The 23,681-nt window shown below is 38.2% G+C and carries 22 protein-coding genes; 9 read left to right on the forward strand and 13 right to left on the reverse strand.

The features are described 5' to 3' along the window. Window positions 1-18 precede the first annotated feature (18 nt). From EHQ24_RS11765 to EHQ24_RS11780, 4 genes are read right to left on the reverse strand one after another with little or no spacing between them, the layout of a single operon-like run. Window positions 19-432: a nucleoside-diphosphate kinase gene (locus EHQ24_RS11765; protein ID WP_012387121.1), complete on the reverse strand. Its 414-nt coding sequence runs from the start codon at window positions 430-432 to the stop codon at window positions 19-21. A gap of 42 nt (window positions 433-474) precedes the next feature. Then, window positions 475-2,583 (reverse strand): cation:proton antiporter domain-containing protein, encoded by a 2,109-nt coding sequence (locus tag EHQ24_RS11770; RefSeq protein ID WP_135601800.1) that lies wholly within the window; start codon window positions 2,581-2,583, stop codon window positions 475-477. An 18-nt stretch (window positions 2,584-2,601) separates the two neighbouring features. Further along, the gene (coaD, locus tag EHQ24_RS11775) at window positions 2,602-3,084 is read right to left on the reverse strand and encodes a pantetheine-phosphate adenylyltransferase (RefSeq protein WP_135601801.1); all 483 of its coding nucleotides are present in this window, start codon (window positions 3,082-3,084) and stop codon (window positions 2,602-2,604) included. Between the two features lies 1 nt (window position 3,085). Further along, a complete protein-coding gene (locus EHQ24_RS11780; protein ID WP_135601802.1) occupies window positions 3,086-4,294 on the reverse strand; it encodes an argininosuccinate synthase in 1,209 nt (402 codons plus the stop codon). Window positions 4,295-4,375: 81 nt separating this feature from the next. Between EHQ24_RS11780 and EHQ24_RS11785 the strand changes: the two genes are divergently transcribed. Genes EHQ24_RS11785 through EHQ24_RS11795 form a run of 3 tightly spaced genes read left to right on the forward strand, consistent with a single transcriptional unit; the run spans window position 4,376 to window position 7,590 of the window. Beyond that, complete coding sequence (locus tag EHQ24_RS11785) at window positions 4,376-5,524, forward strand: nitrilase-related carbon-nitrogen hydrolase (protein ID WP_135601803.1); 1,149 nt, start codon at window positions 4,376-4,378, stop codon at window positions 5,522-5,524. Further along, window positions 5,508-6,035: a hypothetical protein gene (locus EHQ24_RS11790; RefSeq protein ID WP_135601804.1), complete on the forward strand. Its 528-nt coding sequence runs from the start codon at window positions 5,508-5,510 to the stop codon at window positions 6,033-6,035. The genes EHQ24_RS11785 and EHQ24_RS11790 overlap by 17 nt, the downstream gene beginning before the upstream one ends. Before the next feature lies 1 nt (window position 6,036). Further along, on the forward strand, window positions 6,037-7,590 hold the full coding sequence (locus tag EHQ24_RS11795) for an FAD-dependent oxidoreductase (RefSeq protein WP_135601805.1): 1,554 nt from the start codon (window positions 6,037-6,039) through the stop codon (window positions 7,588-7,590). Here EHQ24_RS11795 and rlmD read toward each other — a convergent pair. Both rlmD and EHQ24_RS11805 read right to left on the reverse strand, forming a co-directional pair. Continuing rightward, the gene (rlmD, locus tag EHQ24_RS11800) at window positions 7,583-8,782 is read right to left on the reverse strand and encodes a 23S rRNA (uracil(1939)-C(5))-methyltransferase RlmD (protein WP_135601806.1); all 1,200 of its coding nucleotides are present in this window, start codon (window positions 8,780-8,782) and stop codon (window positions 7,583-7,585) included. The two genes, EHQ24_RS11795 and rlmD, sit on opposite strands and share 8 nt — an antisense overlap. Then, window positions 8,779-9,852, reverse strand: coding sequence for a quinone-dependent dihydroorotate dehydrogenase (locus EHQ24_RS11805; protein ID WP_135601807.1), 1,074 nt, complete (start codon window positions 9,850-9,852; stop codon window positions 8,779-8,781). Before EHQ24_RS11805 ends, rlmD begins: the two co-directional genes overlap by 4 nt. A 100-nt stretch (window positions 9,853-9,952) precedes the next feature. Here EHQ24_RS11805 and EHQ24_RS11810 point away from each other — a divergent pair, with 100 nt between their 5' ends. Both EHQ24_RS11810 and EHQ24_RS11815 read left to right on the forward strand, forming a co-directional pair. Then, the gene (locus EHQ24_RS11810; protein ID WP_135601808.1) at window positions 9,953-11,569 is read left to right on the forward strand and encodes a sensor histidine kinase; all 1,617 of its coding nucleotides are present in this window, start codon (window positions 9,953-9,955) and stop codon (window positions 11,567-11,569) included. Next, on the forward strand, window positions 11,566-12,495 hold the full coding sequence (locus EHQ24_RS11815) for a response regulator (RefSeq protein ID WP_135601809.1): 930 nt from the start codon (window positions 11,566-11,568) through the stop codon (window positions 12,493-12,495). The genes EHQ24_RS11810 and EHQ24_RS11815 overlap by 4 nt, the downstream gene beginning before the upstream one ends. Window positions 12,496-12,501: 6 nt before the next feature. Here the strand turns inward: EHQ24_RS11815 and EHQ24_RS11820 are convergent, their stop codons facing one another. The 3 genes from EHQ24_RS11820 to EHQ24_RS11830 form a co-directional block, all read right to left on the reverse strand. Beyond that, window positions 12,502-13,143, reverse strand: coding sequence for an HAD family hydrolase (locus EHQ24_RS11820; protein WP_135601810.1), 642 nt, complete (start codon window positions 13,141-13,143; stop codon window positions 12,502-12,504). Next, the gene (locus EHQ24_RS11825) at window positions 13,133-13,846 is read right to left on the reverse strand and encodes an RluA family pseudouridine synthase (protein ID WP_135601811.1); all 714 of its coding nucleotides are present in this window, start codon (window positions 13,844-13,846) and stop codon (window positions 13,133-13,135) included. Before EHQ24_RS11825 ends, EHQ24_RS11820 begins: the two co-directional genes overlap by 11 nt. Before the next feature lie 93 nt (window positions 13,847-13,939). Beyond that, window positions 13,940-14,392, reverse strand: coding sequence for a hypothetical protein (locus tag EHQ24_RS11830; RefSeq protein WP_244310401.1), 453 nt, complete (start codon window positions 14,390-14,392; stop codon window positions 13,940-13,942). Between the two features lie 132 nt (window positions 14,393-14,524). Between EHQ24_RS11830 and EHQ24_RS11835 the strand changes: the two genes are divergently transcribed. From EHQ24_RS11835 to EHQ24_RS11850, 4 genes are all read left to right on the forward strand, one after another. Continuing rightward, complete coding sequence (locus EHQ24_RS11835; RefSeq protein ID WP_341867246.1) at window positions 14,525-15,694, forward strand: EAL domain-containing protein; 1,170 nt, start codon at window positions 14,525-14,527, stop codon at window positions 15,692-15,694. Window positions 15,695-15,879: 185 nt separating this feature from the next. After that, window positions 15,880-17,112, forward strand: coding sequence for a DUF2804 domain-containing protein (locus tag EHQ24_RS11840; protein WP_135601813.1), 1,233 nt, complete (start codon window positions 15,880-15,882; stop codon window positions 17,110-17,112). A gap of 672 nt (window positions 17,113-17,784) precedes the next feature. Further along, window positions 17,785-18,000 (forward strand): hypothetical protein, encoded by a 216-nt coding sequence (locus EHQ24_RS11845; RefSeq protein ID WP_135601814.1) that lies wholly within the window; start codon window positions 17,785-17,787, stop codon window positions 17,998-18,000. After that, window positions 17,997-18,371 carry a PIN domain-containing protein gene (locus tag EHQ24_RS11850; protein ID WP_135601815.1) on the forward strand — a complete coding sequence of 125 codons (375 nt, stop codon included), beginning with the start codon at window positions 17,997-17,999 and terminating at the stop codon, window positions 18,369-18,371. The genes EHQ24_RS11845 and EHQ24_RS11850 overlap by 4 nt, the downstream gene beginning before the upstream one ends. 161 nt (window positions 18,372-18,532) lie before the next feature. Here the strand turns inward: EHQ24_RS11850 and EHQ24_RS11855 are convergent, their stop codons facing one another. From EHQ24_RS11855 to EHQ24_RS11870, 4 genes are all read right to left on the reverse strand, one after another. Further along, window positions 18,533-18,991, reverse strand: a complete 459-nt coding sequence (locus EHQ24_RS11855; protein WP_244310402.1) for an LA_3150 family lipoprotein — start codon at window positions 18,989-18,991, stop codon at window positions 18,533-18,535. Between the two features lie 31 nt (window positions 18,992-19,022). After that, the gene (locus EHQ24_RS11860) at window positions 19,023-20,726 is read right to left on the reverse strand and encodes a hypothetical protein (RefSeq protein ID WP_135601817.1); all 1,704 of its coding nucleotides are present in this window, start codon (window positions 20,724-20,726) and stop codon (window positions 19,023-19,025) included. Window positions 20,727-21,105: 379 nt separating this feature from the next. Beyond that, window positions 21,106-23,097, reverse strand: a complete 1,992-nt coding sequence (locus tag EHQ24_RS11865) for a methyl-accepting chemotaxis protein (RefSeq protein ID WP_135601818.1) — start codon at window positions 23,095-23,097, stop codon at window positions 21,106-21,108. 141 nt (window positions 23,098-23,238) lie between these two features. Beyond that, a complete protein-coding gene (locus EHQ24_RS11870; RefSeq protein WP_135601819.1) occupies window positions 23,239-23,649 on the reverse strand; it encodes a DUF3052 family protein in 411 nt (136 codons plus the stop codon). Window positions 23,650-23,681: the final 32 nt, after the last annotated feature.

Consider the following 23,681-nt stretch of genomic DNA (forward strand, 5'->3'; position numbering starts at 1 on the left):
CGCTTGTTTGGTTCGAACTTAGTTAAGTTCATACCCTTTGAAGAAAAACGCAATTTCTTGGAGTGCGTTTGCTACAGAGTCAGAACCGTGAACTGCATTTGCTTCTTTGCTTTCTGCAAAGAGTGCACGAATGGTTCCCGCTTTTGCTTCTTTTGGATCAGTGGCACCAATTACATCTCTCCAATGAGCTACGGCGTTGTCTCTTTCAAGAGCGCAGGCAACGATCGGACCAGATGCCATGTATGTGCAAAGGTCATTGTAAAATGGACGAGCTGCGTGAACCGCATAAAATTGTTTAGCGTCTTCGAGGCTGAGTTTTAGGAATTTCATTCCTAGGATTTTAAATCCTTCTTTTTCAATTCTTTGAAGGATGTCACCGATGTGTTTGTTTTTCACAGCATCGGGTTTAAGCATAATAAAAGTTCTTTCCATATCTCCAAAAGCATGGAGAAACCGAAAAAAGCAATCGAATCTTTAGGTGCCTAAAAAACGAACTAAAAGAAATGAAGTTGGGAGAAGATCCATTTTCTCAAACCCCATTTCTTCCCAAACATTCAGATCAATGAGAATCAATGAATACCCAGTGATTTTGTTTATGGAGATGGGATAGGGATTTAGATCTGTTTCGGGTTGTACTAGGTCTTCCACCTTGATTTTGTTCGACTTCATTCCTTTGAGGGATGTTAGTTTTTGAGCAAAACCAAGGATGGGATCTTTTTCCCCTTTGTAGAGGATGGCGACTTTTTCTACAGATTCGAGGCCCATGTCTATTAAAACCCCAACAGTTGCCGGACAGTAATTGAGGATTCCTTTGATTTTTCCTCCCGTATAACTGCGAGAAAATAGCGGTTTGGCAGCACCGATCAGTAAAATATCTGTATGTTTGATTTTGGCAAAATTGACAATTTCATAAGTGACATTGTCTGTGATCCGATATTCTGTTTGGACTTTTACTCCCAAACTAGAACCCGTTTGGCGAATGGCTTCAAAACTTGCATCACGGTAACGACGAATTTCTTCATTGGAAAGTGAGTCGTTAGGTGAAATGTGGAGGGCAGTGATTTCTAAATTTTTCTTCTGGTTTCCAGTCAGAGAATAAGCAAATCGAACCAAACTTTTTCCCATTTTTTCTTGAGCAAAAGCAACTAACACCCGCAACTTGTGATCAACGGGTTTTTCGGAAACAGTTCGTTTTTCTGATTTAGAAAAAAACTTTTGAATCCCATCTAAAAGTGGGCCTGTCGAAAGAGTGGTTACAAGTGCCATTAACACAAATACTGCAAAAATCTCGGGACTTAAAATTCCCAAATCATATCCAATATTGAGAACCACAAGTTCCATAAGACCGCGAGTGTTCATAAGAGCACCGATAGAAAGGGCATCTTCCCAGTTGGATCCGGAAACTTTGGCGGCAAACGCACTTCCCACAAATTTTCCAACAACCGCCACTATGATGACAAGACCAAACACCAACCAAAGGTGAGATCCATTGAGGAGTCCAATCTCTGTTCGAAGTCCTGTGATCACAAAGAAAATCGGGAGAAACAAAATGACAGCAATATCTTCTATTTTTTCTGCGATGAGTTTTTTAAGATTTCCTTCTGCTGGCATAATCACACCTGCAAGGAAAGCTCCAAATAAAGCGTGAATTCCTATGACTTCTGTTGCAAGAGAAGATAAGAATAAAATCATTAAGATGAGGGCAACAGCTGTTCTTGTTAAATTTTCTCTGGAGATATATATGGATCCTAATCGTTTGAGAAAGGGAGCCACTAGATAAATCATTGTTAGGATGTATGCAAAAGATAACCCAACGGTGAAAAGGGCCGTGTTGAGATTTCCGGCTTTAGAGATAGTAACAATGATTGCAAGTAAGATCCAAGCGGTGATATCATCGGCGGCAGCACAAGTGAGAACCATCGCGCCAAGAGGTGTCCTTGTAAGATTTCTTTCTTGGAGGATTCTTGCGAGGACTGGGAAAGCAGTGATACTCATGGCAATTCCCATAAAAAGGGAAAAAGATAAAAAACCTACATTCTCCGGTGCATAGTCTGTATAAAAATAATAAGCCAAAATCATCCCTAAGAAAAAGGGGAAAATGATACTGGCATGGCTAATCACAATGGCGGAGTGTGCTTTGTTTTTTAAAACGGATAGATCAAGTTCCATCCCGATGATGAACATAAATAGAACCAAACCAATTTGGCTTAGTGTTCCGAGAGTGGGAAGGCTTGCTGGTGGAAACAAAAATCCCATAGTTTCTGGGAAGTAATAACCAAGAAGTGATGGCCCAAGTAAAATACCTGCAACAATTTCTCCCATCACCGAAGGTTGTTTGAGTTTTCTAGAAAAAACATACCCAACAAATCTTGCGGCCCCACAAACAATGATGATTTGAAGGAAAAGGAGTGCTAAGGGGTGATGAAAGCGATTGAAAAAGTTTTCCGCATCTAGATGTTCATTGGAAATAGGGAGAATATTTTTTGTGACTTCGAGTAAACTCCCTGCTTGCAAAAGATAATAGCCAAGAGAACCAAACAGTAGTATGGTGAATCCATAAAAAAAAGAAGAACGCGTTTTCATAGAATCCTCAATTTCTCCTTAAACGGAGAATTTTTTGGTAAGGGCTTCGCCCACAATGTCTGGAACTTGATTGGATACAGCTCTTCCATGTCTTGCTACTTCTTTGACGATTGTCGAGGACACAAAAGAGTATTCATTGTCCGCCATCAAAAAATAAGTTTCGATTTCAGGTGCTAATTTTTTGTTCATAAGTGAAATCGCATATTCGTAGTCAAAATCTGTCACCGCACGAAGACCTCGTAATATGACTCTTGAATTCTTTTCTTTACAATAGTCTACAGTAAGGCCTTCGAAGGTATCGATTTTGATTTTGTCCCAACCCTTAAAAACCTTTCCAATCATTTCGACTCGTTCTTCAGAAGAAAAAAGGGAGGTTTTTTTCGAGTTAATTGCCACAGCAATGATGATCTCTTCGAATAACGGATGAGCTCGCCGTATGATGTCGAGATGACCGTTTGTGAACGGATCAAAAGAACCTGGATATACGGCGATATTTTTCATCTTATTTGTTTACCCTTGCCCACTCTTTCATAGGCAGACCGTAAAGGTTGATAAATCCTTCGGCATCATATTGGTTGTACAATTCTTCTTTTTCAAATGTAGATAGTCCTGCATTGTAAAGAGATTTGTTGGATTTACGTCCCACAACTGTACAACTTCCTTTGTACAATTTAATTCGTACGGTTCCATTCACATATTTTTGAGTGTAGTCCATATAAGCACGTAAAGCATTCATTTGGTTGGAATACCATTGGCCATTGTAAATGTAACGAGCAAACTCTTGGGAGAGTTCATCTTTTTTGTGTTGGGTGTCTCGATCGAGAGTGATGGATTCTAAATCGCGGTGTGCAATATGTAGGATAGTTCCACCAGGAGTTTCATAAACGCCTCGAGATTTGATCCCAACAAGTCGGTTCTCTACGATGTCCACTCGGCCCACTCCGTTTTTTCCACCTAATTCATTTAAGGTTTCCATCACTTCGAGTGGGTTTAGTTTTTTTCCATCGATAGCAACACAGTCTCCATTTTCAAAATCCAATTCTAAATAGGTTGGTTTGTCTGGCGCTTTTTCAGGAGATACGGTTAAGATAAACATATCTTCTTTAGGTTCGTTGTATGGATCTTCTAAAATTCCACCTTCAAAAGAAAGGTGCATTAAGTTTCTGTCCATGCTATATGGTTTAGCAGCTGTTACAGGAACTGGAATTCCTTTTTTCTTTGCGTATTCAATTAGGTCTGCACGCCCACCAAAATCCCATGTTCTCCAAGGAGCAATGATTTGTAAGTTAGGCGAAAGTGCTTTGAAGGTTAATTCGAATCGAACTTGGTCATTTCCTTTTCCTGTAGCACCGTGAGAGAAAGCATCAGCTCCTTCTTTGTTTGCCACTTCTGCCATTGCTTTGGCAATGAGCGGTCGAGCCAGAGAGGTACCGAGTAAATAACGCATTTCATAAATTGCATTTCCGCGAATCGCAGGGAAAATAAAGTCTCGTGCAAATTCCAAACGTAGGTCTTGGATGTACACTTTGGATGCTCCGGTATTTTTTCCTTTTTCTTCTAGGCCTGTGAGTTCTTCTTTTTGACCCACATCGGCACAAAAAGCAATGACTTCACAACCGTAGGTATCTTTCAACCAAGCAAGGATGACGGAAGTATCGAGTCCACCGGAGTAAGCGAGAACGATTTTTTTGGGAGCAGATTTCTCTTTCATAGAATAAGGTCAAAATAAAAGAAAAAACTAAGAACACAATTAAATATTGTCTGAAACGAAGTTGTGTTGTAGATTTGGTGGATGCGTTTTCCCGTTTCTTTTTCTGTTTTTATAAGCATTCTCATTTTTACGATCCATTGCCAAAAGCAAGTTGTACCTCAAGAGGAAATCTCCAAAAATATTCCCAGTCCAAAGGTATACATTCAAAAAGAAGGATTGGGAAAACGGGGAAGTTTTGTAGGGATGGAACCCTATCTTAACCAGTACAGTTACGCAACAGACGAAAGTTTTTATTTGGCTTTGAATGAATACTTCCAATTGGCAAAAGAAAACGAACTACTATTTGTGGATCGGAGCATCATTGTCCTACCCGAATACATTGGAACTTGGCTTGTTGCGACGGCCGAAGACAAATCCATTTTCCAGGTGAAAACAATCCAAGAAGCAATGGAAGTTTTGGTAAAACAAAACCTGGGTTCTTTCCTTTGGCATTATCTCTTTAGCAATTCTTATTCAAGTGACACATTAAAAGAAACACTCTTTCGTATGAAGGCTTGGCAAATGACTGACAGATACCAATCTGTTTTTGCAAGACTTGCTCGTGAGTATCGAGTTTCCATCCTGGCCGGTTCCATTGTACTTCCTCATCCCAAAGTCATTGAAGGAAAAATCACTCCTACAGATGGGCCTTTGGAAAACGTAAGTTTTTATTTTCATCCGGATGGCAGAGTGGATGACAAAATTGTAAGGAAACTTTTTCCCATAGTAGACGAGAAAGAATTTTTAAGCGAAGGTAAACTTGATGAGAATCCAAGTTACCAAACTACGCTTGGGAAACTATATACGATGGTTTGTGCCGATTCTTGGTTTCCAGAAGTATATAAGGAGTTTAAAAAATCAGAATCGGAACTCCTTGCCGTTCCTTCGTTTGTATCACCTGCGGATGCTTGGACTACTAAATGGCAGGGTTACAACGGTTATGCGAATCCAAAAGATGTCGATTCCAAAGACATTGGTGTTATTTCCGAACGAACGGCTTGGAAAAAATATGCGATGAATGGTCGCCTGAAAGATCCAAAGGTAAAAGCAGGTATCAATGTATTTTTCCGAGGTGAAATTTGGGATTTAGCTGCCAGTGGGGATGCTTTCCTAAATCTCGGAGGAAAACCAGTTTCGAATGTTGTGAAAGAAGAAAAAAACCAAGGAAGAATCTATGTACTCTATCTCTAGAAAGTCCTTTTTGGCTCTATTACTTTTTTGTGCGGGTATTAAATCTAAGATCCGTTATTTCTATTTTAGTGATTCAGAAACGAAAACGGTGACTGCTTTTTCAGAGGTAGTGCTTCCTGTCTCTGAACCGGGAATGCCCAGTTTGGAAGAAGCAAATGTTATGCGAAGATTGGACGAAGAGTTGTATTTTGTTTCCGAAGAAATCCAGGAAGACTTTCATTCGGCAGTGATGGTTTTGGAATACCTTCCTATTTTTTATGGATATTTTAGTTTTTTTTCAAGTCTCTCTCTGGAAAAACGCGAAGAACTTTTGACGCGATTGGCAGAGACAGATTCGGATATCGTTCGTGCTGTGGTTGGAAATTTAAAACTTTTGGTTTGTTTGGTTTACTATGGTCACAAATCTACTTGGGAGCAAATATCTTATCCAGGCCCTTTTGGGAATCCTCCTGAGAAATGGAGCGAATCCAGAATCCGCTACCAAAATTTGGTGAATGGAAAGGAGATTTAAGATGAAATCTGGAATTTATCGTGATTACAAAAGTTATGCGAAGAATGAAACCATCCTTGTTGATGTAGTGGTAATTGGTTCTGGATGCGGTGGGTCAACTATGGCCTATGAACTTTCCAAAAAAGGAATCAAAGTGGCCCTTATCGAACAGGGCGGAAACTATCATACAGGAACCTTTGATAACCATGAACTCAATATGGGTGGCAAAGTTTCAGCAGAGAGAAATTTTCATACCACAGCAGATGGTGGGATCAACCTTGTGTATGGAAATAATTTGGGTGGGGCATCGGTTCATTATTGGGCTGATAGTTACCGCACACCGGATGACCGGTTGTTATTATGGAATCGTAAGTACGGAATCGAAAATCACCTTCCCGAAGATTTACATTCCTATTGGCCGGAATTGGAAGCTGACCTTCATGTAACCCCAGCGGGTGAAGAATCTTTTAATCCGATGAACCGACTGTTTCGTAGTGCCTCACAAAGATTAGGTTGGGAAGGTCATTCCGTCCCACAAGCTAGAAAAAACTGTCAGAAGTCCGGACATTGTATGCAAGGATGTATGTTTGGAGCCAAACAGTCCCAACTTGTAACTCATATCCCAAGAGCCGTTCAATTGGGTACAGATGTTTATACTGATCTTCGTGCGGAAAAGTTAGTGATGAAAGGACAGAAAGTTGCCGGACTCGAAGCTGTGGTGATTGATAGAAGGACACTTCGACCTACGGCCACAAAGGTAATTTTCCAATCCAAAGCAGTTTGTGTTTCCGCAGGTGGATTTGGAAGTTCAACTTTTTTACTTCGTAATGGTTTAAAAAAAAGGTTACCTGCACTTGGTGAGTATTTAGCAATCAATCCATCTCCCATGGTACATGCATTATATGAAGAACCCATCATCCAATGGAGAAACATTCCTGCAGCATATGGAGTGGAGGACTTTCGTTTGGCTAGATACCAAAATGGAAAGTACAAAGAGGGTGGGTATATGCTGATGCCAAACCAATTGCAACCGGCCACTCTTGCGGCCCTCGTCCCTAGTTTTGGAAAAGATCATTATTCTTATATGAAACAAATGGAACATTTAGGTGGAACCATTGGATGGATTGATGACGTGGACGGGGAACTTGGTTCCATCGAAGTGGATCTATTTGGAAAGAGAAAAATCAATTACCCTTTTGGAAAGGTCACCAAACAAATCTTTAGTGATCTCACATACAAACAAATGAAGTTAAATTTTGAAGCAGGTGCCAAAGAAGTATTACTTGCGGGTATGAAACTTCGCAAATTCTCCAAATTACCTAAAAAAGAAGAAATTGATTCTCTGGCATGGAGGCCTGCGGAATTTCCAATGGCGGCTCCCCATCCTGCGGGCGGGTGCCGGATGGGAAAATCGATTGAAAATTCTGTTGTGAATTCTCGCCACCAAGTGCATGGATTTGAGAACCTGTTTGTGGCAGACTCTTCTGTTTTTCCTACAGGAGTAAGTGTAGATCCTAGTTTTACCATTATGGCTTTTAGTAAAAAAGCCTCAGAGTTTGTAATGGATGTTATGTGAGATTTTTATTTCTAAAAACTGCTACGGTTTCTACGTGGTCAGTTCTTGGAAACATATCCACAGGTTGGACGGAATTTAAAAAGTATTGTCTTGCGAGAAGGTTTGTGTCCTCTCTTAGGCTCACTGGATCACAAGATACATAGACTATTTTTTTAAAACCCATTCCTAAAATGGTTTCTGCCACTTCGACACCGAGTCCTGTGCGCGGCGGATCCAGTACTAAGGTGTCATAGTTTTTTCCAAATAAACTTGGTAATACTTCGGCCACTCTACCTTTGCGAAACCGTACATTATGTACCTTATTATACTTAATAGATTCCAAGGCTGTTCTATGAGAATTGGGATTTTCTTCGATTCCCATCACTTCTTTACAATTTCCTGAAATCCAAAATGAAATGGTTCCAATCCCTGAATACGCATCAATGACACGGGATTCTGGTTCAATTTCATCCAAAACCAAATTATACAAACTTGGCGTTTGGATGGGGTTTACTTGTAAAAAAGTAGAAAGGCCTACGCGGAATTTATGTTTTCCAAAATGTTCGTGGATGTATGGTCTACCCCATAACAAATGTTCTTCGCGACCTAGTGCCATGGTGGTGTGTTTGGTATTGATGTTTTGGATGATACCAACTATTTTACCAAACTTTCCCGTTTTACCAATTCGGTTTTGAATGGCAGTGTGGAGTCTTTTGGAAGCATCTTTTGCGTGTGGAATATCTTCTTTCGCTGTAACAATTCCTAAAATGATTTCTCCGGTAGAAAAAGATTTTCTTGCCACAAGGTATTTCATCATTCCGCGTCTAGATTTTTCGTTATAAGGAAGGAGTCCTTCTCGCCTAGCCCATTGTTTGACGGCCAGTGCAATTTCCGTAAGACCTGGATCTTGGATATCGCATTCGGTTTGGTCTAGGACAAATGTGGATTCCTTATTAAAGAGACCCAAAGTAAGGAGAGTTTTGTTTCCAATGATCCTTCTTCCGAAAGGAAGTTGGATTTTGTGACGGTATTTCTCAGGAGAAGGGCTTGGAACAATGGTACGAAATTCTAAGTGGCGATATGTTTTAAAAAGTTCTTTGATGTTTTGTTCTTTTTTACGAAGTTCTTTGGTGTAATCAATGTCTAGATAATTACAACCACCACAGGTTCCGAAGTGGGTGCAGATTTTTGTACCGGGATTGGTTTGTGTCATAATGGATTTCCGGTTCCTACAAGTTCGGAGATATTGGAGAGTTTCTTTTCTTTGATCACTTTGTCGAGATAAGAACAAATTTGGTAAGGAAGAAATGGTCCTTCGTAGATATAACCTGTATAAATTTGGATGAGGTTGGCTCCGGCTTCGATCATACGTTTTGCTTTTTCACCTGAGTCGATTCCTCCCACTCCGATGATAGGAATTTGTCCTTTTAGAGTTTTGTAAGCAAGGGATACAAAGTGAAGGGATCTTTCAAATAGTGGTGCACCGGAAAGTCCACCTTCTTCTGGATTGGTTTCCCCGAGTACCTCTTTGTTTAGTGTGGTGTTAGTCAGTATGACACCATTAATTTTATAATCCAAACATACTTTTAGATTATCGACTAACTCTTCTTCTGATAAGTCGGGAGCAAATTTTAAATACAAAGGAATGGGAAATTTGTGATCAAAAGCAGAATGGATTCCTTGAATGAGATCAATTAAAGTTTTTTTGGATTGGAGAGAACGTAATCCCGGAGTATTGGGAGAGCTGATATTAATGACAGCGTAATCTCCATAAGGAACCAACTTCTTTAGTGTATAAACATAATCACCAACAGCATTTTCTAATTCAGTGACTTTGGATTTACCAGCATTGATCCCACGGATTCCATTTTTTCGTTGGTTCTTTAAATTGGATTCGGCGATATCTGCACCTGGGTTATTGAATCCCATTCGGTTGATGAGGGCTTTGTGATTTGGATAACGAAAGAGTCTTGGTTTGTCATTGCCTGGTTGTTTTTTGGCAGTGATGGTTCCCACTTCGATGAATCCAAATCCCATATGAATCATTGTAGGAAATAGTTCTGTGGTTTTGTCAAAACCTGCAGCAAGTCCTAATGGATTGGGAAAATGGATCCCTTGGATGGTTTGTTCCAATCGTTTGGATTTGTATTGGAATAGGGAACTAAGGGTTTTATGGAAAAAAGGGATTTTTTGTGAAAGAGAAAGGAAAGTTGCCACCAAATGGTGTGCAGATTCTGGATCTAAATGAAAGAGAATAGGTTTGATGATGTGATTGTATAACAAAAGGAGAACCCTATCGTTGATTCTTTTTTCACGCTCTTTTCTTACAATTTCTTTCCGAAAATAGCGTTCTTTCAGAGACTCATTATCAGGACTTTACTGAATGACAATTAATTCTTCATTTCCTCGAATTTGGCAAAATCCTTCCGACTTTCCGGCGGATGTTGTTCTCCGGGAATTGGAAAACCTACTCAGATCCAATCCGGATTTTTGGCTTAAAATCAATAAAGAAGGAATCATTGTAGATTATAAATCTTCAAGGTTTGTGAACATTGGAGATAAACCAGAAACCTTACTTGGCAAACATATTGATGTGGGTCTTCCTCCTTACTTACGTGAAATTGCAACAGAAGCCCTTGCTTATTTATCTGAGAAAAAAAGCCAAGTGTTTTGGAAAGAGTATTCTTATGGTATAGAACCAAACATACGTCATGTGGAAGTACGTTTTGTGGTTTTATATGAAGGTTACATCATGTCCAATCACCGGGACATTACAGAAAGAAAAAGATTAGAAAGTGCTTTTCTCGAAAGTGAGTCTAGATTTCTTTCCATGGCACAAAATGCTGCCGATTCTATTGTCATTATCAATGATGAAGGGATCATTCAGTTTTTTAATAAAACTGCAGAAAAAACATTCAGTTATGACCAAGAAGAAGTAATAGGAAAAAATATATCGCTGATCATTCCTGATGGATATAAAGGAAAACAAAATACCTTTCTGAAAAAATACAAAGATACTGAGTTTCAACATCTAATCGGCGTGGGAAGGGAACTTGTCGCACAACGAAAGTCAGGTGAAATTTTTCCTTGTGAATTGTCTGTAGGAGAATTTAAAACGAAATCTGGTAAAATGTTTACTGGAATTTTACGTGACATTAGCCAAAGGAAACTCCAAGAAGAAGAACTTTATCAATATAGAAATCATTTAGAGGATTTGGTAGAAAGCCAAACTATGGACTTAAAAATGTCCAAAAATATTGCAGAAGAAGCTTCTTATATGAAGTCGTTATTTCTCGCAAATATCTCACACGAATTAAAAACACCAATTCACGCCATTCTAAGTTACGCCGAACTTGGGGAAGAAAAATCAGCCACAGTTTCTCCAGAAAAAATTAAAGAATACTTCCAGATCATTGATTCCTCAGGAAAACGACTGTTAGGTTTGCTAGAAAACCTGTTAGATATTGCCAAATTAGAATCAGGCAAAATGCGATATCTTTTCGAAAAAAACTGCTTAAAAGAAACAACTAAATTTGTGATCAACGAAATGCGCTTAATTTTGGAAAAAAGAGGGATCACAGTTGTTTTAGTAGACAAGGAAGAACGTTGGGAAGCCGAGTTTGATTACGAACGGATCCAGCAGGTGATACGAAATATTCTATCAAACGCATTAAAATTCATCCCAAATGACACTAATATTGAAATTAGTATGGTTCGAAGAGAATTTATTCCGAGAAAAACTCAGTCGTATGTAAATGGTATCGGAATACAAATTCGTGACTTTGGGCCGGGAATTCCTCCCGAAGATTTGGATAAAATTTTTGAAAAATTCATCCAGTCCAAACAAGTGAAAGCAGGAACCAAGGGAACGGGCCTAGGTTTGTCCATTTCAAGAGAGATCGTAAATGACCACCACGGATTGTTGTATGCCGAGAACCATGAATCAAAGGGAGCTATTTTTACTATGTTAATTCCTTGTTCTCGCGAGGGTCTTCGATGATCAACCTACTAGCGGTAGACGATGAAATGATCAACTTGATGATCATTGATGAGTCTTTGTCTGATAAAGGTTTTAATGTTGTCAAAGCAAAAGATGGAGAAGAGGCCTTTCAAATCCTAAGCTCTGATGTTTCATTATTTCATGCCATTATTTTGGATCGACTTATGCCAAAAATGGATGGAATCGAACTTTTAAAAAAAATCAAACGATCTGAAAAGTATAAAGACATTCCTGTGATCTTTCAAACGGCTATGAGTTCTGTCACAGATATGACTGAAGGATTGGACGCCGGTGCTTTTTATTATTTAACAAAACCATATTCTCGAACTTTGTTAGTTCGGATTGTTCAAACAGCGGTAGAACATTTTATCAAACTGCAACGTGCGAAAGAAGACTTACACAAAGGGATGGGTGCACTTCGGCATATGATTACTGGAGAGTTTCGCATTCGTTCCATTCGTGAATCTCATGAGTTGGCGCCACTTCTAGCCAATGCTTGCCCTGATCCCGAACGTGTGTTAACTGGAATTATGGAAATTTTAAACAATGCCATAGAACACGGAAACTTGGGAATTTCTTACCAAGAAAAATCCGAACTCCATGATAATGATAAACTTATGGAAGAAATTTTTAGAAGATTAGATACTCCTGAGTTTAAAGATAAATTTGTAAAAGTTACCTTCGATAAAAATGAACATCATATAGAAATTCGCGTGAGTGACCAAGGTAAAGGTTTTGATTGGCAAAGGTATTTATCAGTGGAAGCAATGACAAAGAATGCTTTTAAAACCCACGGACGTGGGATTTTTATGGCACGTAAGTTGTCCTTCGACGATCTTTCTTATACCGATGAAGGTAGAACTGCTGTGATCCGAATCAACTTATCCAATAAACAAGGGAATTTACTTACCGACTTTCAAGAATAATTAAAGTTATAATAAAAACACTGATGGTTCTGCGAAATTATGAATGATTTGATTCACATAAATCTTTAGTTCTTGTTCCGTATGGGATGTGGCCACTCCGATGATGGAACATCCTGCCGCTTTACCTGATTGTAAACCTGCAAGGGAATCTTCGAAAACCACACAATCTTTTGGTGCCAGTCCTAATTCCTTTGCGCAGAGTTCATACACTTGTGGGTCTGGTTTGCCTTTTTCCACTTTTGATCCATCGATAATCACATCAAAATAATGTCTTAAAGATAGATTGTCTAAAGTAAAATCGACATTCATGGGAGGGGCGGAAGTCCCAAGGGCAATTTTTACATTTTGGGCTTTTAAAAAATCTAAGTATTCTACAAGCCCTGTATGGGGTTTCATTTCTTTTTTATATAAAGTTTGGTACCAACTTTCTTTTTCATCACCATACTCTTTACATTTTTGGTCTGAAATATTTCCAAAGATCATTCGAAATAGATCGGCATTGGTTTTACCATTGAAGGTATCGCGGTAAATTTCGGAGTTTAATGGAAAATTATATTTTTTTGAAAACTCCATCCATGCTTTAAAATGAAAAGTATGGTTATCAACCACAACTCCATCCATATCAAAAATAAATCCTTTATGTTTCATTTGAATTCCTTTCATATCCACTGACAAGCCCTGAAATAAAGTTTGGGATTTTGGTTTCAAATGTAAGTTCTTTTTTACTAAACGGATGAGTCAATTGAATGGAGAAAGAATGTAAGGCCATTCGCGGATAAGATCTTGTATCGTTTCCATACTTTGTATCACCCACAATCGGATGTTTTTTATCAGAGAGATGGACACGGATTTGATTTTTTCTGCCAGTTAAAAGTTCAATTTCTAATAAAGAATATAAGTTTGTTTCTTTTAAAACTTTGTATTTTGTTTTCGATAGTTTTCCAAGTTCAGGTTCGTCTGTGGAATACACTCGGTGTGCTTTTGATTCCACAAGATAGGATTGGATCATTCCAGACTTTTCTTTCCAATTCCCATGGCTCACGGCAAGATAGATTTTTTTAGTTTTGTCCCAGGATTCTTGGAGTGTTTGTTTTGCAATTTCTGTTTTTGCAAATACCAAAATTCCGGAAGTTTCTCTATCTAACCTGTGAACAATGAAGATTCTATTTTTGGATCTTTCGCTTCCTTTTTTCACATAATCCATCAGAGCCGCATAAGCAGTTTTTGATTTTTCGGATTCGGTAGCGATGGTTAAGAGACCTTGCGGTTTGTCTACAACAAGGATGTCTCTATCTTCATATAAAATGCTAAGGCCTTTCGGTAAAAATCGCGTATTTGTTTTTTGTTTCATTCTTTCTTTAGTAATTTTGATGGTCTTCAGGTTGTTTTATTTATCAGCCAATTCGAAAGCAAAATTTGTATTATTTTGAGATGCGATTGTTATTTACCAAGGTACGATATTTCCTCTGGGGCGCAGGATTAAAATTTCATTCCCAGAGGAAAGTGCCAATACTTCTCTTTGCTTTGGATGAACTGAAAAAAGATGTGGTCCATCAAATTCTTTTTGGTAAAACATCTTAGCTTGGATTTTCCAGATTAAACTACCATCTAACAAACTGATACGGTAGATATAATAATCACTAGTGCCGATGATGGCTGACTTCCCATCCGTATGGTATAAAATGTTAAAAATATTTTGTCCGTCGATTTGCGGTGAAATTCGATTTTGGATCTGCCAAGAGGAGTTTGGATCGACGGTATTTTTCCCTTCTCGACCAATCACTGGAAATTTGAAATCGGGTGTAGGAGCTGCCCAAAGAGTAGTGGCTAGAATTCCAAAAAGGAGAAGGTACTGACGCATCCACATGAGTCTAAGGAAGGATAGAAAACGGGTCAAGACTTGTCTATTTCCGAACGGGCAGAACAAAGAGTTTAGCTCAAAAAGAAATTAGTTTAATTTATTGAATAAATATCCGTTAAAACAGATATTGGTTTCCAAGGAAGCCGTACGACTTTGGAAGCAACTCTAGTGAATCATTATGTCCCCTTATTCCAACCTATCTTTTCCGTAGAAGAGCAGACGGTGGTTGCTTACGAATCGCTAGGTCGGAGTCGGGACGCGTCCGGCAATTTGGTTTCGATTCCTGAGTTTAGTGATCCTCATGTTTCCGCACTTCGGATGAGTGTCATCGACAGACAGTTGCTTGGGCTTGCCCTAACGAAAATCCAATCCACAAATGATTTGTTATTTGTGAACATGTCTCCTGACCAAGTGATTTTGGAATACGAAGAAAGCCGTTCGAATTCCTTACCCATTTCTGATTTAGTCAGTAGTTATGGAATTCCTCTGAACCGTATTGTGATTGAGATCACTGAAAAATCGGGAAGTTACGGGACCGATGTTTTGGCCGCAGGTGTTGAACTATTACGAGAACAAGGATTTGGAATTGCATTAGATGATGTTGGATCTGAATCTTCCAACTTGGAACGGTTAGGTGCTATCAAACCCGATATCATCAAAATTGATTTGAATTTATTAAAAAAATCGATCGAAAAAAGAGAATTCCAATCCATATTAGAATACTTAAAACAGATTTCCTTAAGTATTGGTTCTCAGTTATTATTTGAAGGAATTGAAACGGAAGAAGAATTGTACCGTGCTATTAGTTCGGGAGCAAGTTTATTACAAGGATACTTTTTAGGAAGACCCTCGGAACTAAATCATGATAAACAAAGTATTTGTGATACTGTGGTTCCACATCTACAATTGTATCATGAACAAAAAAGGAAAGAAGTCGCAATGGAGATTGAATTTGAAAAGAACATCAAACTCCAATTGAATTTACTTTCTTTAAAAACTTTAGTTTTAGAAAATCGAGTCATCATTGATCCACATTCCTTTTTTAAATTGGATCAAAAAATCCAACGTGTGTATATCACTGATTGGTTAGGAACCCAAGTTTCTCCTTACTATGTAAGAACCAATGAATTTGGATTTGTTGAGAATTTATCAATGTTACAGAAAAACTGGTCTTACATGCCATTTTTTTATAAACATGTGAAACAAGTGTTTCGCGATGCCGAAAACTGGCAGGTGAGCGATCCTTATTGGGATAAAGAATTAAAAAAGAACGTCATCGTATTTTCTAAAGTCAATGAACTAGGTTATTCATTTTTTATCGATGTTGTTTTGGACTGAGTTTGATGTCGTTGCATTTATGACATAGATTGGAAGTCTTTTGAAATCAGACCTTTTTTGATCTAAAACATAAAGTTTTCCCCAATGTATTTCCATTACCTAATACAGAATTCTCTTTTGATTTGTAAGAAGTATTGACGTTAAGCACTCGTGAATGTTCTCATTGCCACTCACGGGGAAAACCAATGAGTTACAAAAAAATGTCGTTACCGTTCTTAATCGGAATGGCCATCTTATCATCTCTTCTAATCTATTCTTGTTCTAATTCTAAATTAGGACCAAACGAAGCCAAAGACCAAAAAGGGAAAGTCATCGCCTTAATTCCAGAACCGGGCCAAGAACCAACCATTCAAAAAGAAATCAAAAGTCCCATCTCAGTATTGTTAAACGATGGTAAGTTAAATGTTTCTGGTTGGGCAAGGTATCCATACTTTCAAATTGATGAATCAAAAATAAAAGTAGATCCGAAACGATACAAACGTTGGGAACATTATACATTTTACAATGAGAAGTTTGGTGGTGCCATCACAGTCACTGACATTGGAAATTTAGCAATGGGCAGTGTGGAACTTTTGGATTTTACCACAGGAAAGGTTTTATTTTCCAAAACAGAATTGGTGAGACCGGGAGAAATCTTTTTTCCAACCAATACAACAGATCCTATTGAATTCAAAAAAGGGAATCAGTTCATTCGGATTACCAAACTAAAAGGAAAAAGAATCATCGAATATTCCATTGTCGGAGATTCTAATTCAGATTTTATTAAAGGAAATTTTGAATTAGAAGAAAAAGGACCAGAGGCACTTGCCGTCATCACTCCATTTTCCGAATCTACATTCTTTTATGAATACAAAATGCCTAGTTTAATTTGTAAAGGTTCCATCCAATACAACAACACCCAATACGAGTTTAATGACAAAAGTTATGCGGTGCTTGATTGGGGAAGAGGGACATGGCCTGAAAAAAATAAATGGTTATGGGCAGCAGGAGCAGGCCTTGTCCAAGGTGAGTTACTCAGTTTGAATTTGGGATATGGATTTGGAATTCCAACCAATGCCACAGAAAATGGAATCGTTTACAAAGGAAAGGTTCATAAACTAGATAAAGTCACTTGGAAATATGATATTTTAGACTATAAAAAAACTTGGAAATTTACGAGTAACGAAGGTCGTTTGGAATTAGAATTCACTCCAGTGTATCTATTATCTTCTGACATTGACTTAGCGGGAATGGTCGGATTTTTAAAACAATTGTACCAAAACTTTAGTTTTACAGAAATTTTAGACCTACTCAAAACAGAAGCTTACTTAAATAAAGTTTTTGGTCATTACAACGGTTATGTGGTATTGGATGATGGCACAAAACTTGAAGTAAAAGACCTTTCTGGTTTTGCAGAACAAATGTACCAAAAATGGTAAATCATTTCGTTTAACAAATCCCGTCCTCTATCTGGTTGATTTTTTAATTTCAACTAGATAGATGTTATACGCCATTTTCAAATTTAATTCACTATGCTATTAAAATATATCATCTTAACATTTAAAACATTTTCGATCTTCCCTCTGCACCCTTATTCATTATTAAAAAAATTTGATCTTAAAGAATATATTTCTATAATTTTCATTCTGTCCGCCTCAATTTACCTAAACATTTTTTTCTTGGTTAAATCCTTAGTAAAAATAAATGACTATAATGCTTTAAAAATGTTTCGCAAGAAAATACTTTAAAAACGGTAGCCACAATACTTATTTCCTAATACTCATTAGTAATAGCAGCAATGTTTTATAATTTCAATCCACAAATATAAATGCCTTTCTACTAACTCTCACTTAAATATATTGAAAACGGCGTATAACAGAGACTAACCGCTTCACTTCGGGACTTTCGCCCTCGTTCGGTCAACGACACATAGGCTTTTGTCACTCCTCTTGCTTACGCAAGCGTCGTGCCGATCCCTAACGTCCCGTCCGGGACTCAGGGCCAGCCTACGTCGGTTAGTCTAGTTCGATATACGACATGTTTGCAAAACTTTAAATAAATGACAAAAAAGTTTTTTGACAAATACGATATTCCATCGTATTGTAAATCGTATGAAAGTAACTGCAATTCTCCCTGATGATTTAATCAAAGAAGTTCAAAAATACACTGACGGTAAAAATATTACAGATTCCCTACAAAAGGCTCTTTCTGAATGGGTGAAGCTTGCTAAAGTTAAAAAACTGAATGAAAAATTAAGAAAGAAACCTCTTGAATTTGTTACCAATTTCTCAGCTGAAAAAGTTAGGAAAATCAATAGATTAAAATGATTTTAGTAGATACTTCTATTTGGATTGAATTTTTCAGAGGAAAAGAGCCTTTCTTTTCTAAATTAACGGGACTTATCGAAACTTCCGAAGTCATTGCCCATGAAGTGGTTTTTGGAGAAATTTTACAAGGTTGCAAAAATAAAACTGAGCATGAGTTCGTTTTGGATTATTGGGAAAATTTAAATAATGTTTTCTCTAACGGTGCCTTCATTAAAGCCGGAAGTCTTTCTTTTGATGAAAAACATTTTAAATATGGTATTGGAATTATTGATTCAATCTTAATTTACGAAACAAAAATGAGAAATTTAAAACTTTGGACTCTTGATAAAAAGATATTAAAGGTTCTTGAGTTGCAATATATTTATCAATAACAGCAACTAACTGCTGCGCTTCGGAATTTGCGCCCTCGTTTGGTCTGCGACACATAGGCTTCTGGCACTTCTCTTGCTTCCGCAAGTGTCGTGGCTGGTTCTTAACATCCCGTTCGGGACTCAGTGCCAGCCTACGTCGGTTGGTCTAGTTAGATAACCAATCAAAATCCAGATGCTGTGATCGCTGCCTTCGCGCAGGGGTTGTTGTTTGGATCACAAGTGTACATTTTGAATGTGAACGTATCGTTCGGGTTTGGTCTTTGCGAAGTAGATCCAAAATTACTTCCACTGGTAAATCCCAAATCGGAACAAGTGGAAGTGGAGACCGCATATTTTTTAACGTTAGTATTTAGGAGTCCACCAGCACCACCCGGCGGTGTATTAAAATAAGATGTGGATCCAATATTACCACCATTCAATTGGAAGGTATCATAACAAGTTCCCGTATAAGATCCGCCAAGATCGGCCACTTCCATCACCACCAAAGATTTGTTTCTATCCGGCACACCATTCAGTAAGTTATTAATTACAAGTGATGAGATCTCGTCTCGATTTTGTTCCTTCGATTGACAGTTCTCAAAAAGGTTAATAACCAATAAGACCATTAATAATTTTATCATTATATTCATTTTAAATTTCATTTGTTTCCTCTTAGTTGGGTCGATAACTGTAGGCTTCAGGAGAAACAACTCCGGTCCAAAAGTTGGCTTGTAATTGTAAGTAAACTCTTCTGTCATCAATTGGCATCGCATTTCCTGTGTTTGGATTCACATCAAATTGATTGCCAAGGACTTGGTAGTAAAGTTGTGCTTTAAAATGGTGTTTATCTCCGAACAAGTTAAGACCTGCCCAATACACTCGTAAAGAATCTGTAGGATCAACTTTCCCATTTCTATTAAAATCACCCTGGATGTATTCATACTTGAACACAGGCATAATGTAGTATTTATCCAAAAAAGGAATGTTATAACCGATGGTTCCATGATATCCAAATAAATCATTGGAAGCCGCTCCACCAAATGTAGTATAGGCGCCGGATAGATAAAAACCTTTGTAAGTAAAGGTACTGTCGTAAGTATGACCTACGAGTCCCATCTTTGGTCGACCCAAAGTAGGAACAGAATTTTGAACCAAAAAATTTGGATTTCCATTGGAATCTAAACTTCCACGGTCGGGATTTGCACCCTGTGCGGTTAACAATTGAATTCCACTGGTAGTTCCTGGAGTGTATTCAGGAACATAAAGCGCTGGTGTGATTAAGTTCTGTGTTTGTAAGTATCCAGCACCCACTGACCATTTCAATTCACGTTGGAAAATTTCTTCTCCTTCTTGCCAGTTCACCATCTTCCCATCAACTTCTCTTTTTAGCCCTCCAAATACATTCACTTGGGCACGAGCATAATAAATTGGTGAAGTGTTGACAGCACCATAGCGGTTAGCAGTAGTTAAATCCTGTCTCCTTCCGGTTCCGTAATCTCCACCACCACCTTTTCCGTTACTCATCATCAGTGAAACTTGTAAGTATCTTTCCCATTTGTGATCAATTTCTTTCAAAGGGTTTGCTTGGATCATCACTCCATGATCAAACTGAGGAATGGCATTTACGATCATACTGCGTTCTAAAGTCACAAAGTTTGCCGAAGACTGTAAATACTCTCGACTGAATTGTGTTGGCAGTTGTCCAAAGACAAATCGTAATCCTGCATAAGGAATTTTTGCAAAACCAAAGGCTTCATGAATATAACCACGGTTATCTTTTAACTTAGTGTTGGTTACATAGGTAGTTGTTGCTGGCCTACCATTCGAATCTAAATAATTCAAAGTGTTTGTAGTTTGCACCACATCGGTTCGATTGAGCATGTTTTCCAAACGAAGTTGGATATTGGTTCCCCACCAATCGTTTTCATATTGTGCCCCAAACCTTAGCCTACGAAAGTTCCAATCGACTGTGTTAAAATCGCGGTGTCCATTATTGAAGAGAGAATCTTCCGAACCAGATACACCACGAAACTGCAAACGACCATAAATCGTAAGTTTCTCTTTAGTTGTATCATCGGGTCTATGAGCAAAGGCATCTGGTAGGGTGGTTGAATTTCCATTTGAGAGAGGACGATTGTATTCCACCTTCACTCGGTTTGGTCCTGGTTTGGTAAAAATTTGTCCGGACTCTGTATCTTCATAGAGTTCTCGGTATACTTTCGCTTGTGGTTCCTTGGATTCCTTTTTATGTTCTTTGGTTTCTGCCGGAGCTGTAACCTGCGGAATCGGTTCTTTTGTTTGGCTTGGTTCTGGTTCTGCAGAAACCGCTCTCGCAACGATTAAGATGCCCAAGAGGGCTTTGATTATAGTCTTCATTCAGTTTGGTCACGACTGATTTGAATTGATTACAAACGGATGTTACCTTCCGATTGAATGTTTCAGTCTAGTTACAAACGTATTGAAGTATTGTTGGGTCTTGATGACGTAAGTGTTACAAAATGATTACAGAGACCCGAATCACCTTCTTTTTGCATATTTTTTTAGCAAAAACTCGGTTTGTCACAATTGGATTTGAGTTTTATGACAAAAGAATCACGATTTGATTCGCAAAAAATCTAGTTTTATTGATTTATATTTTGGGCGGATCCACCACCGGAGGAGCGGTGGCGGATCGGGCTCTACGTTCCAATCTTTCGCGAGGCGAAAGGATTTCCACTGCGATCCCTTCCGCTTCGAAACCAAATTTCCGGAACAATTACAATTGGAACTGGTCGCAAATCCCTTTCAATTTGTCTGCAGTATTGGAAAGATTTTTGGCAGAGGAAGACATCTCTTCGGCACCGGCAGCCGTGTTGATTGTATGTTCATTGATTTGTGTGATGACATCGGTAATTTCTCTTACAGCTCCTCTTTGTTCGTCGGCAGCCACTTTGATCTGGTCTGATTCCCCTTTGACGATTCCAGAGTTTTCCAAAACCGATTGGTTGATTTCCGATTGGGATCCCATAATGGTATAAAGAGAATCCATTGCTTCGGAAACTCCATTGATGTTTCTAATGATCTCTTGGATGAGAGAAGTGGAAGATTGGATGCTCTTCGCACCTCCATCCAGTTCCTTAGAGTTCTTGTTGATCATCTCCGAAATGGATTTGATGGAAGATGCAGTTCGAATCGAAAGTTTAGAAATCTCTTCAGCAACAACTGCAAATCCACGTCCCGCGTCCCCAGCACGAGCTGCTTCAATCGCTGCATTAAGAGCTAAGAGTTGTGTTTGGTCTGAAATTTCATTGATGATAGCGATGATGGCTTTCATCTCATCTGATGATTTCAGGATATTACTAATCATATCATTCATTCCTGTAAGAGACTGTTCCCCTTCTTTCGCTTGGTTGGAAATGGACTTCATTCTCACAAGTGTATGATCAATTTCATCAGCCACTTTTTTGACACTGTTAGCTAATTCTTGGATTTTAATTTGGAACTGAGAAATGTTTCTATGTTGGATGTCAATGGAACCAGTAATATTTTCCATACTGGCAGACATTTCTTCTACAGTGGCTGACATCTGTTCGGTGGAAGCGGCGGTTGCTTGTGCTCCTCCGGAAAAACTATCAGAACTAGAAGAAAGTTGTCCAGCACTGGAAGCAAGTTCTTGAGAGATAAACTGAATCTCTGATATGATCTTTCGTAGACTGACTAAAAAAGAATTTGTATCACCGCTCAGTTCTCCAATCTCATCATTATGTGAGATCGCTAATGATTGGCTCAAATCTCCAGCAGACATTTTTTTCAAAAGATCTCTGAGTCCCGAAATTGGTTTTAACCTTTTTGTGATCAAACGAGAAAGAGCAAAAATAGAAATACTCAAAATGGTAATCACAAAGATTCCTATTTTTAATAACATATCGTGGACAACGCTTAAAATTTCATCTTTCGATGCAATAGTCGCTAAACGTATATTATATACTTCTAAATCAAACACTGTAGCAATTTTTTCTTTTCCAAAAAAATACTCCATATGATCTTCGGACTTTAATTCGAGTAATTTCTTTCCCCAATCTAATTTTTTAATATCGAGATTGAGAATTAACTTTTTGTCAGGATGTCCAATGACTTGACCTTCCCTGTCTGTAATGGCAACAAAACCTTCTTTTCCAATTTTGACATCCTTCACAACTTCATCGGTAAGATGATTTAAAGATATGGCAAAGGCAAAGATCGCCACAACTTGTTTGCCTTGGAATACAGGTACTGTCAAAACTGCAACGGGTTCCTGAGTGACAGGAGATCGATTCACCTTACTTAAAAGTGGTTTTCCTTGAAGAACTGCTTTGATATTTTCATCGAAACCAGTTTTTCCCCAACGAAACCCAATGGCTTTGCTAGTTGAGTCGGAAAATACTATGGGATTTTCTTCTGCGGTGGATAGGAAAACATTTTCATAAACTCCAAATTTTTGGCTGAGATTTGCTAGGAGTGGATCCAGATACTTACGATCTTTTTTAATGCAACGTTCGGCAAATTCAGGGTTGGATGCAGTGAACTCTGCTAATTGAAATTGTTGGTCAAAAAAAATTTGGATTTGTCTGCCGGAGAGTCTGGCAACATTTTTCATCTCGCCGATATAGGCATCTACGATATAGGTTTTGCCGATGACGTAAGCAAAGGATGAAATACCTATTGCCAAGACAACAATTACGACAACACTCAGGGCGACAATGACAGTCTTTAGGCTATTGAATTTCATTTTATAATCCCGGTAAAACAAATAGAATCATATTTCATGATTTATCTATGGGATTTGTCAAACTACATATTTGAATTGTTCTAATGAAAATTTAGATAGAGTTCTCCATTTTGATTTTCCGGGCATTTTGTACGAATGTTTCTATCGATTTTCTTTTCGAATCACTAACTTTAATCCGGACCAAATTTCATCCACAGCACATACTTTCACATCAACAAGTCCTAACTCCAAAGCAAAGTTACGGATGAGATCTTCATTCATATCCGAAGGAATTTTGGATGCCTTCTTTGGCCAAGAAATCCAAATCATACCTGTTGGTTTTAGGTATTTAATTAGTTTTGGTAATTTTGAGTTGTAATCTTTCGAAGTAGTACTAAAAAAATGAATCAAATCCATTCCAACTTTAGGCTTTTCGAGAATATAAATTGGTTTGGGAAATGTTCCCCAACTATCGGTAAAGTTTTTGGAAGGAAGATTGATAAAGTGGAGGGTCATATTTTCTTTAATCCCTAACTTTTCCACAAGAGGTCTTCCTGAATATCCGGCCGTCATAAAATAAGATTCCTTAACTATCAAACTTTCGA

Source organism: Leptospira noumeaensis (assembly GCF_004770765.1).
Taxonomy (GTDB): domain Bacteria; phylum Spirochaetota; class Leptospiria; order Leptospirales; family Leptospiraceae; genus Leptospira_A; species Leptospira_A noumeaensis.

Coding starts and splice junctions, on each gene's coding strand:
- EHQ24_RS11765 (WP_012387121.1), bottom strand. CDS start 432: ATGGAAAGAACTTTTATTATGCTTAAACCCGATGCTGTGAAAAACAAA.
- EHQ24_RS11770 (WP_135601800.1), bottom strand. CDS start 2,583: ATGAAAACGCGTTCTTCTTTTTTTTATGGATTCACCATACTACTGTTT.
- coaD (WP_135601801.1), bottom strand. CDS start 3,084: ATGAAAAATATCGCCGTATATCCAGGTTCTTTTGATCCGTTCACAAAC.
- EHQ24_RS11780 (WP_135601802.1), bottom strand. CDS start 4,294: ATGAAAGAGAAATCTGCTCCCAAAAAAATCGTTCTCGCTTACTCCGGT.
- EHQ24_RS11785 (WP_135601803.1), top strand. CDS start 4,376: ATGCGTTTTCCCGTTTCTTTTTCTGTTTTTATAAGCATTCTCATTTTT.
- EHQ24_RS11790 (WP_135601804.1), top strand. CDS start 5,508: ATGTACTCTATCTCTAGAAAGTCCTTTTTGGCTCTATTACTTTTTTGT.
- EHQ24_RS11795 (WP_135601805.1), top strand. CDS start 6,037: ATGAAATCTGGAATTTATCGTGATTACAAAAGTTATGCGAAGAATGAA.
- rlmD (WP_135601806.1), bottom strand. CDS start 8,782: ATGACACAAACCAATCCCGGTACAAAAATCTGCACCCACTTCGGAACC.
- EHQ24_RS11810 (WP_135601808.1), top strand. CDS start 9,953: ATGACAATTAATTCTTCATTTCCTCGAATTTGGCAAAATCCTTCCGAC.
- EHQ24_RS11815 (WP_135601809.1), top strand. CDS start 11,566: ATGATCAACCTACTAGCGGTAGACGATGAAATGATCAACTTGATGATC.
- EHQ24_RS11820 (WP_135601810.1), bottom strand. CDS start 13,143: ATGAAACATAAAGGATTTATTTTTGATATGGATGGAGTTGTGGTTGAT.
- EHQ24_RS11825 (WP_135601811.1), bottom strand. CDS start 13,846: ATGAAACAAAAAACAAATACGCGATTTTTACCGAAAGGCCTTAGCATT.
- EHQ24_RS11840 (WP_135601813.1), top strand. CDS start 15,880: ATGAGTTACAAAAAAATGTCGTTACCGTTCTTAATCGGAATGGCCATC.
- EHQ24_RS11845 (WP_135601814.1), top strand. CDS start 17,785: ATGAAAGTAACTGCAATTCTCCCTGATGATTTAATCAAAGAAGTTCAA.
- EHQ24_RS11850 (WP_135601815.1), top strand. CDS start 17,997: ATGATTTTAGTAGATACTTCTATTTGGATTGAATTTTTCAGAGGAAAA.
- EHQ24_RS11855 (WP_244310402.1), bottom strand. CDS start 18,991: ATGATAAAATTATTAATGGTCTTATTGGTTATTAACCTTTTTGAGAAC.
- EHQ24_RS11860 (WP_135601817.1), bottom strand. CDS start 20,726: ATGAAGACTATAATCAAAGCCCTCTTGGGCATCTTAATCGTTGCGAGA.
- EHQ24_RS11865 (WP_135601818.1), bottom strand. CDS start 23,097: ATGAAATTCAATAGCCTAAAGACTGTCATTGTCGCCCTGAGTGTTGTC.
- EHQ24_RS11870 (WP_135601819.1), bottom strand. CDS start 23,649: ATGACGGCCGGATATTCAGGAAGACCTCTTGTGGAAAAGTTAGGGATT.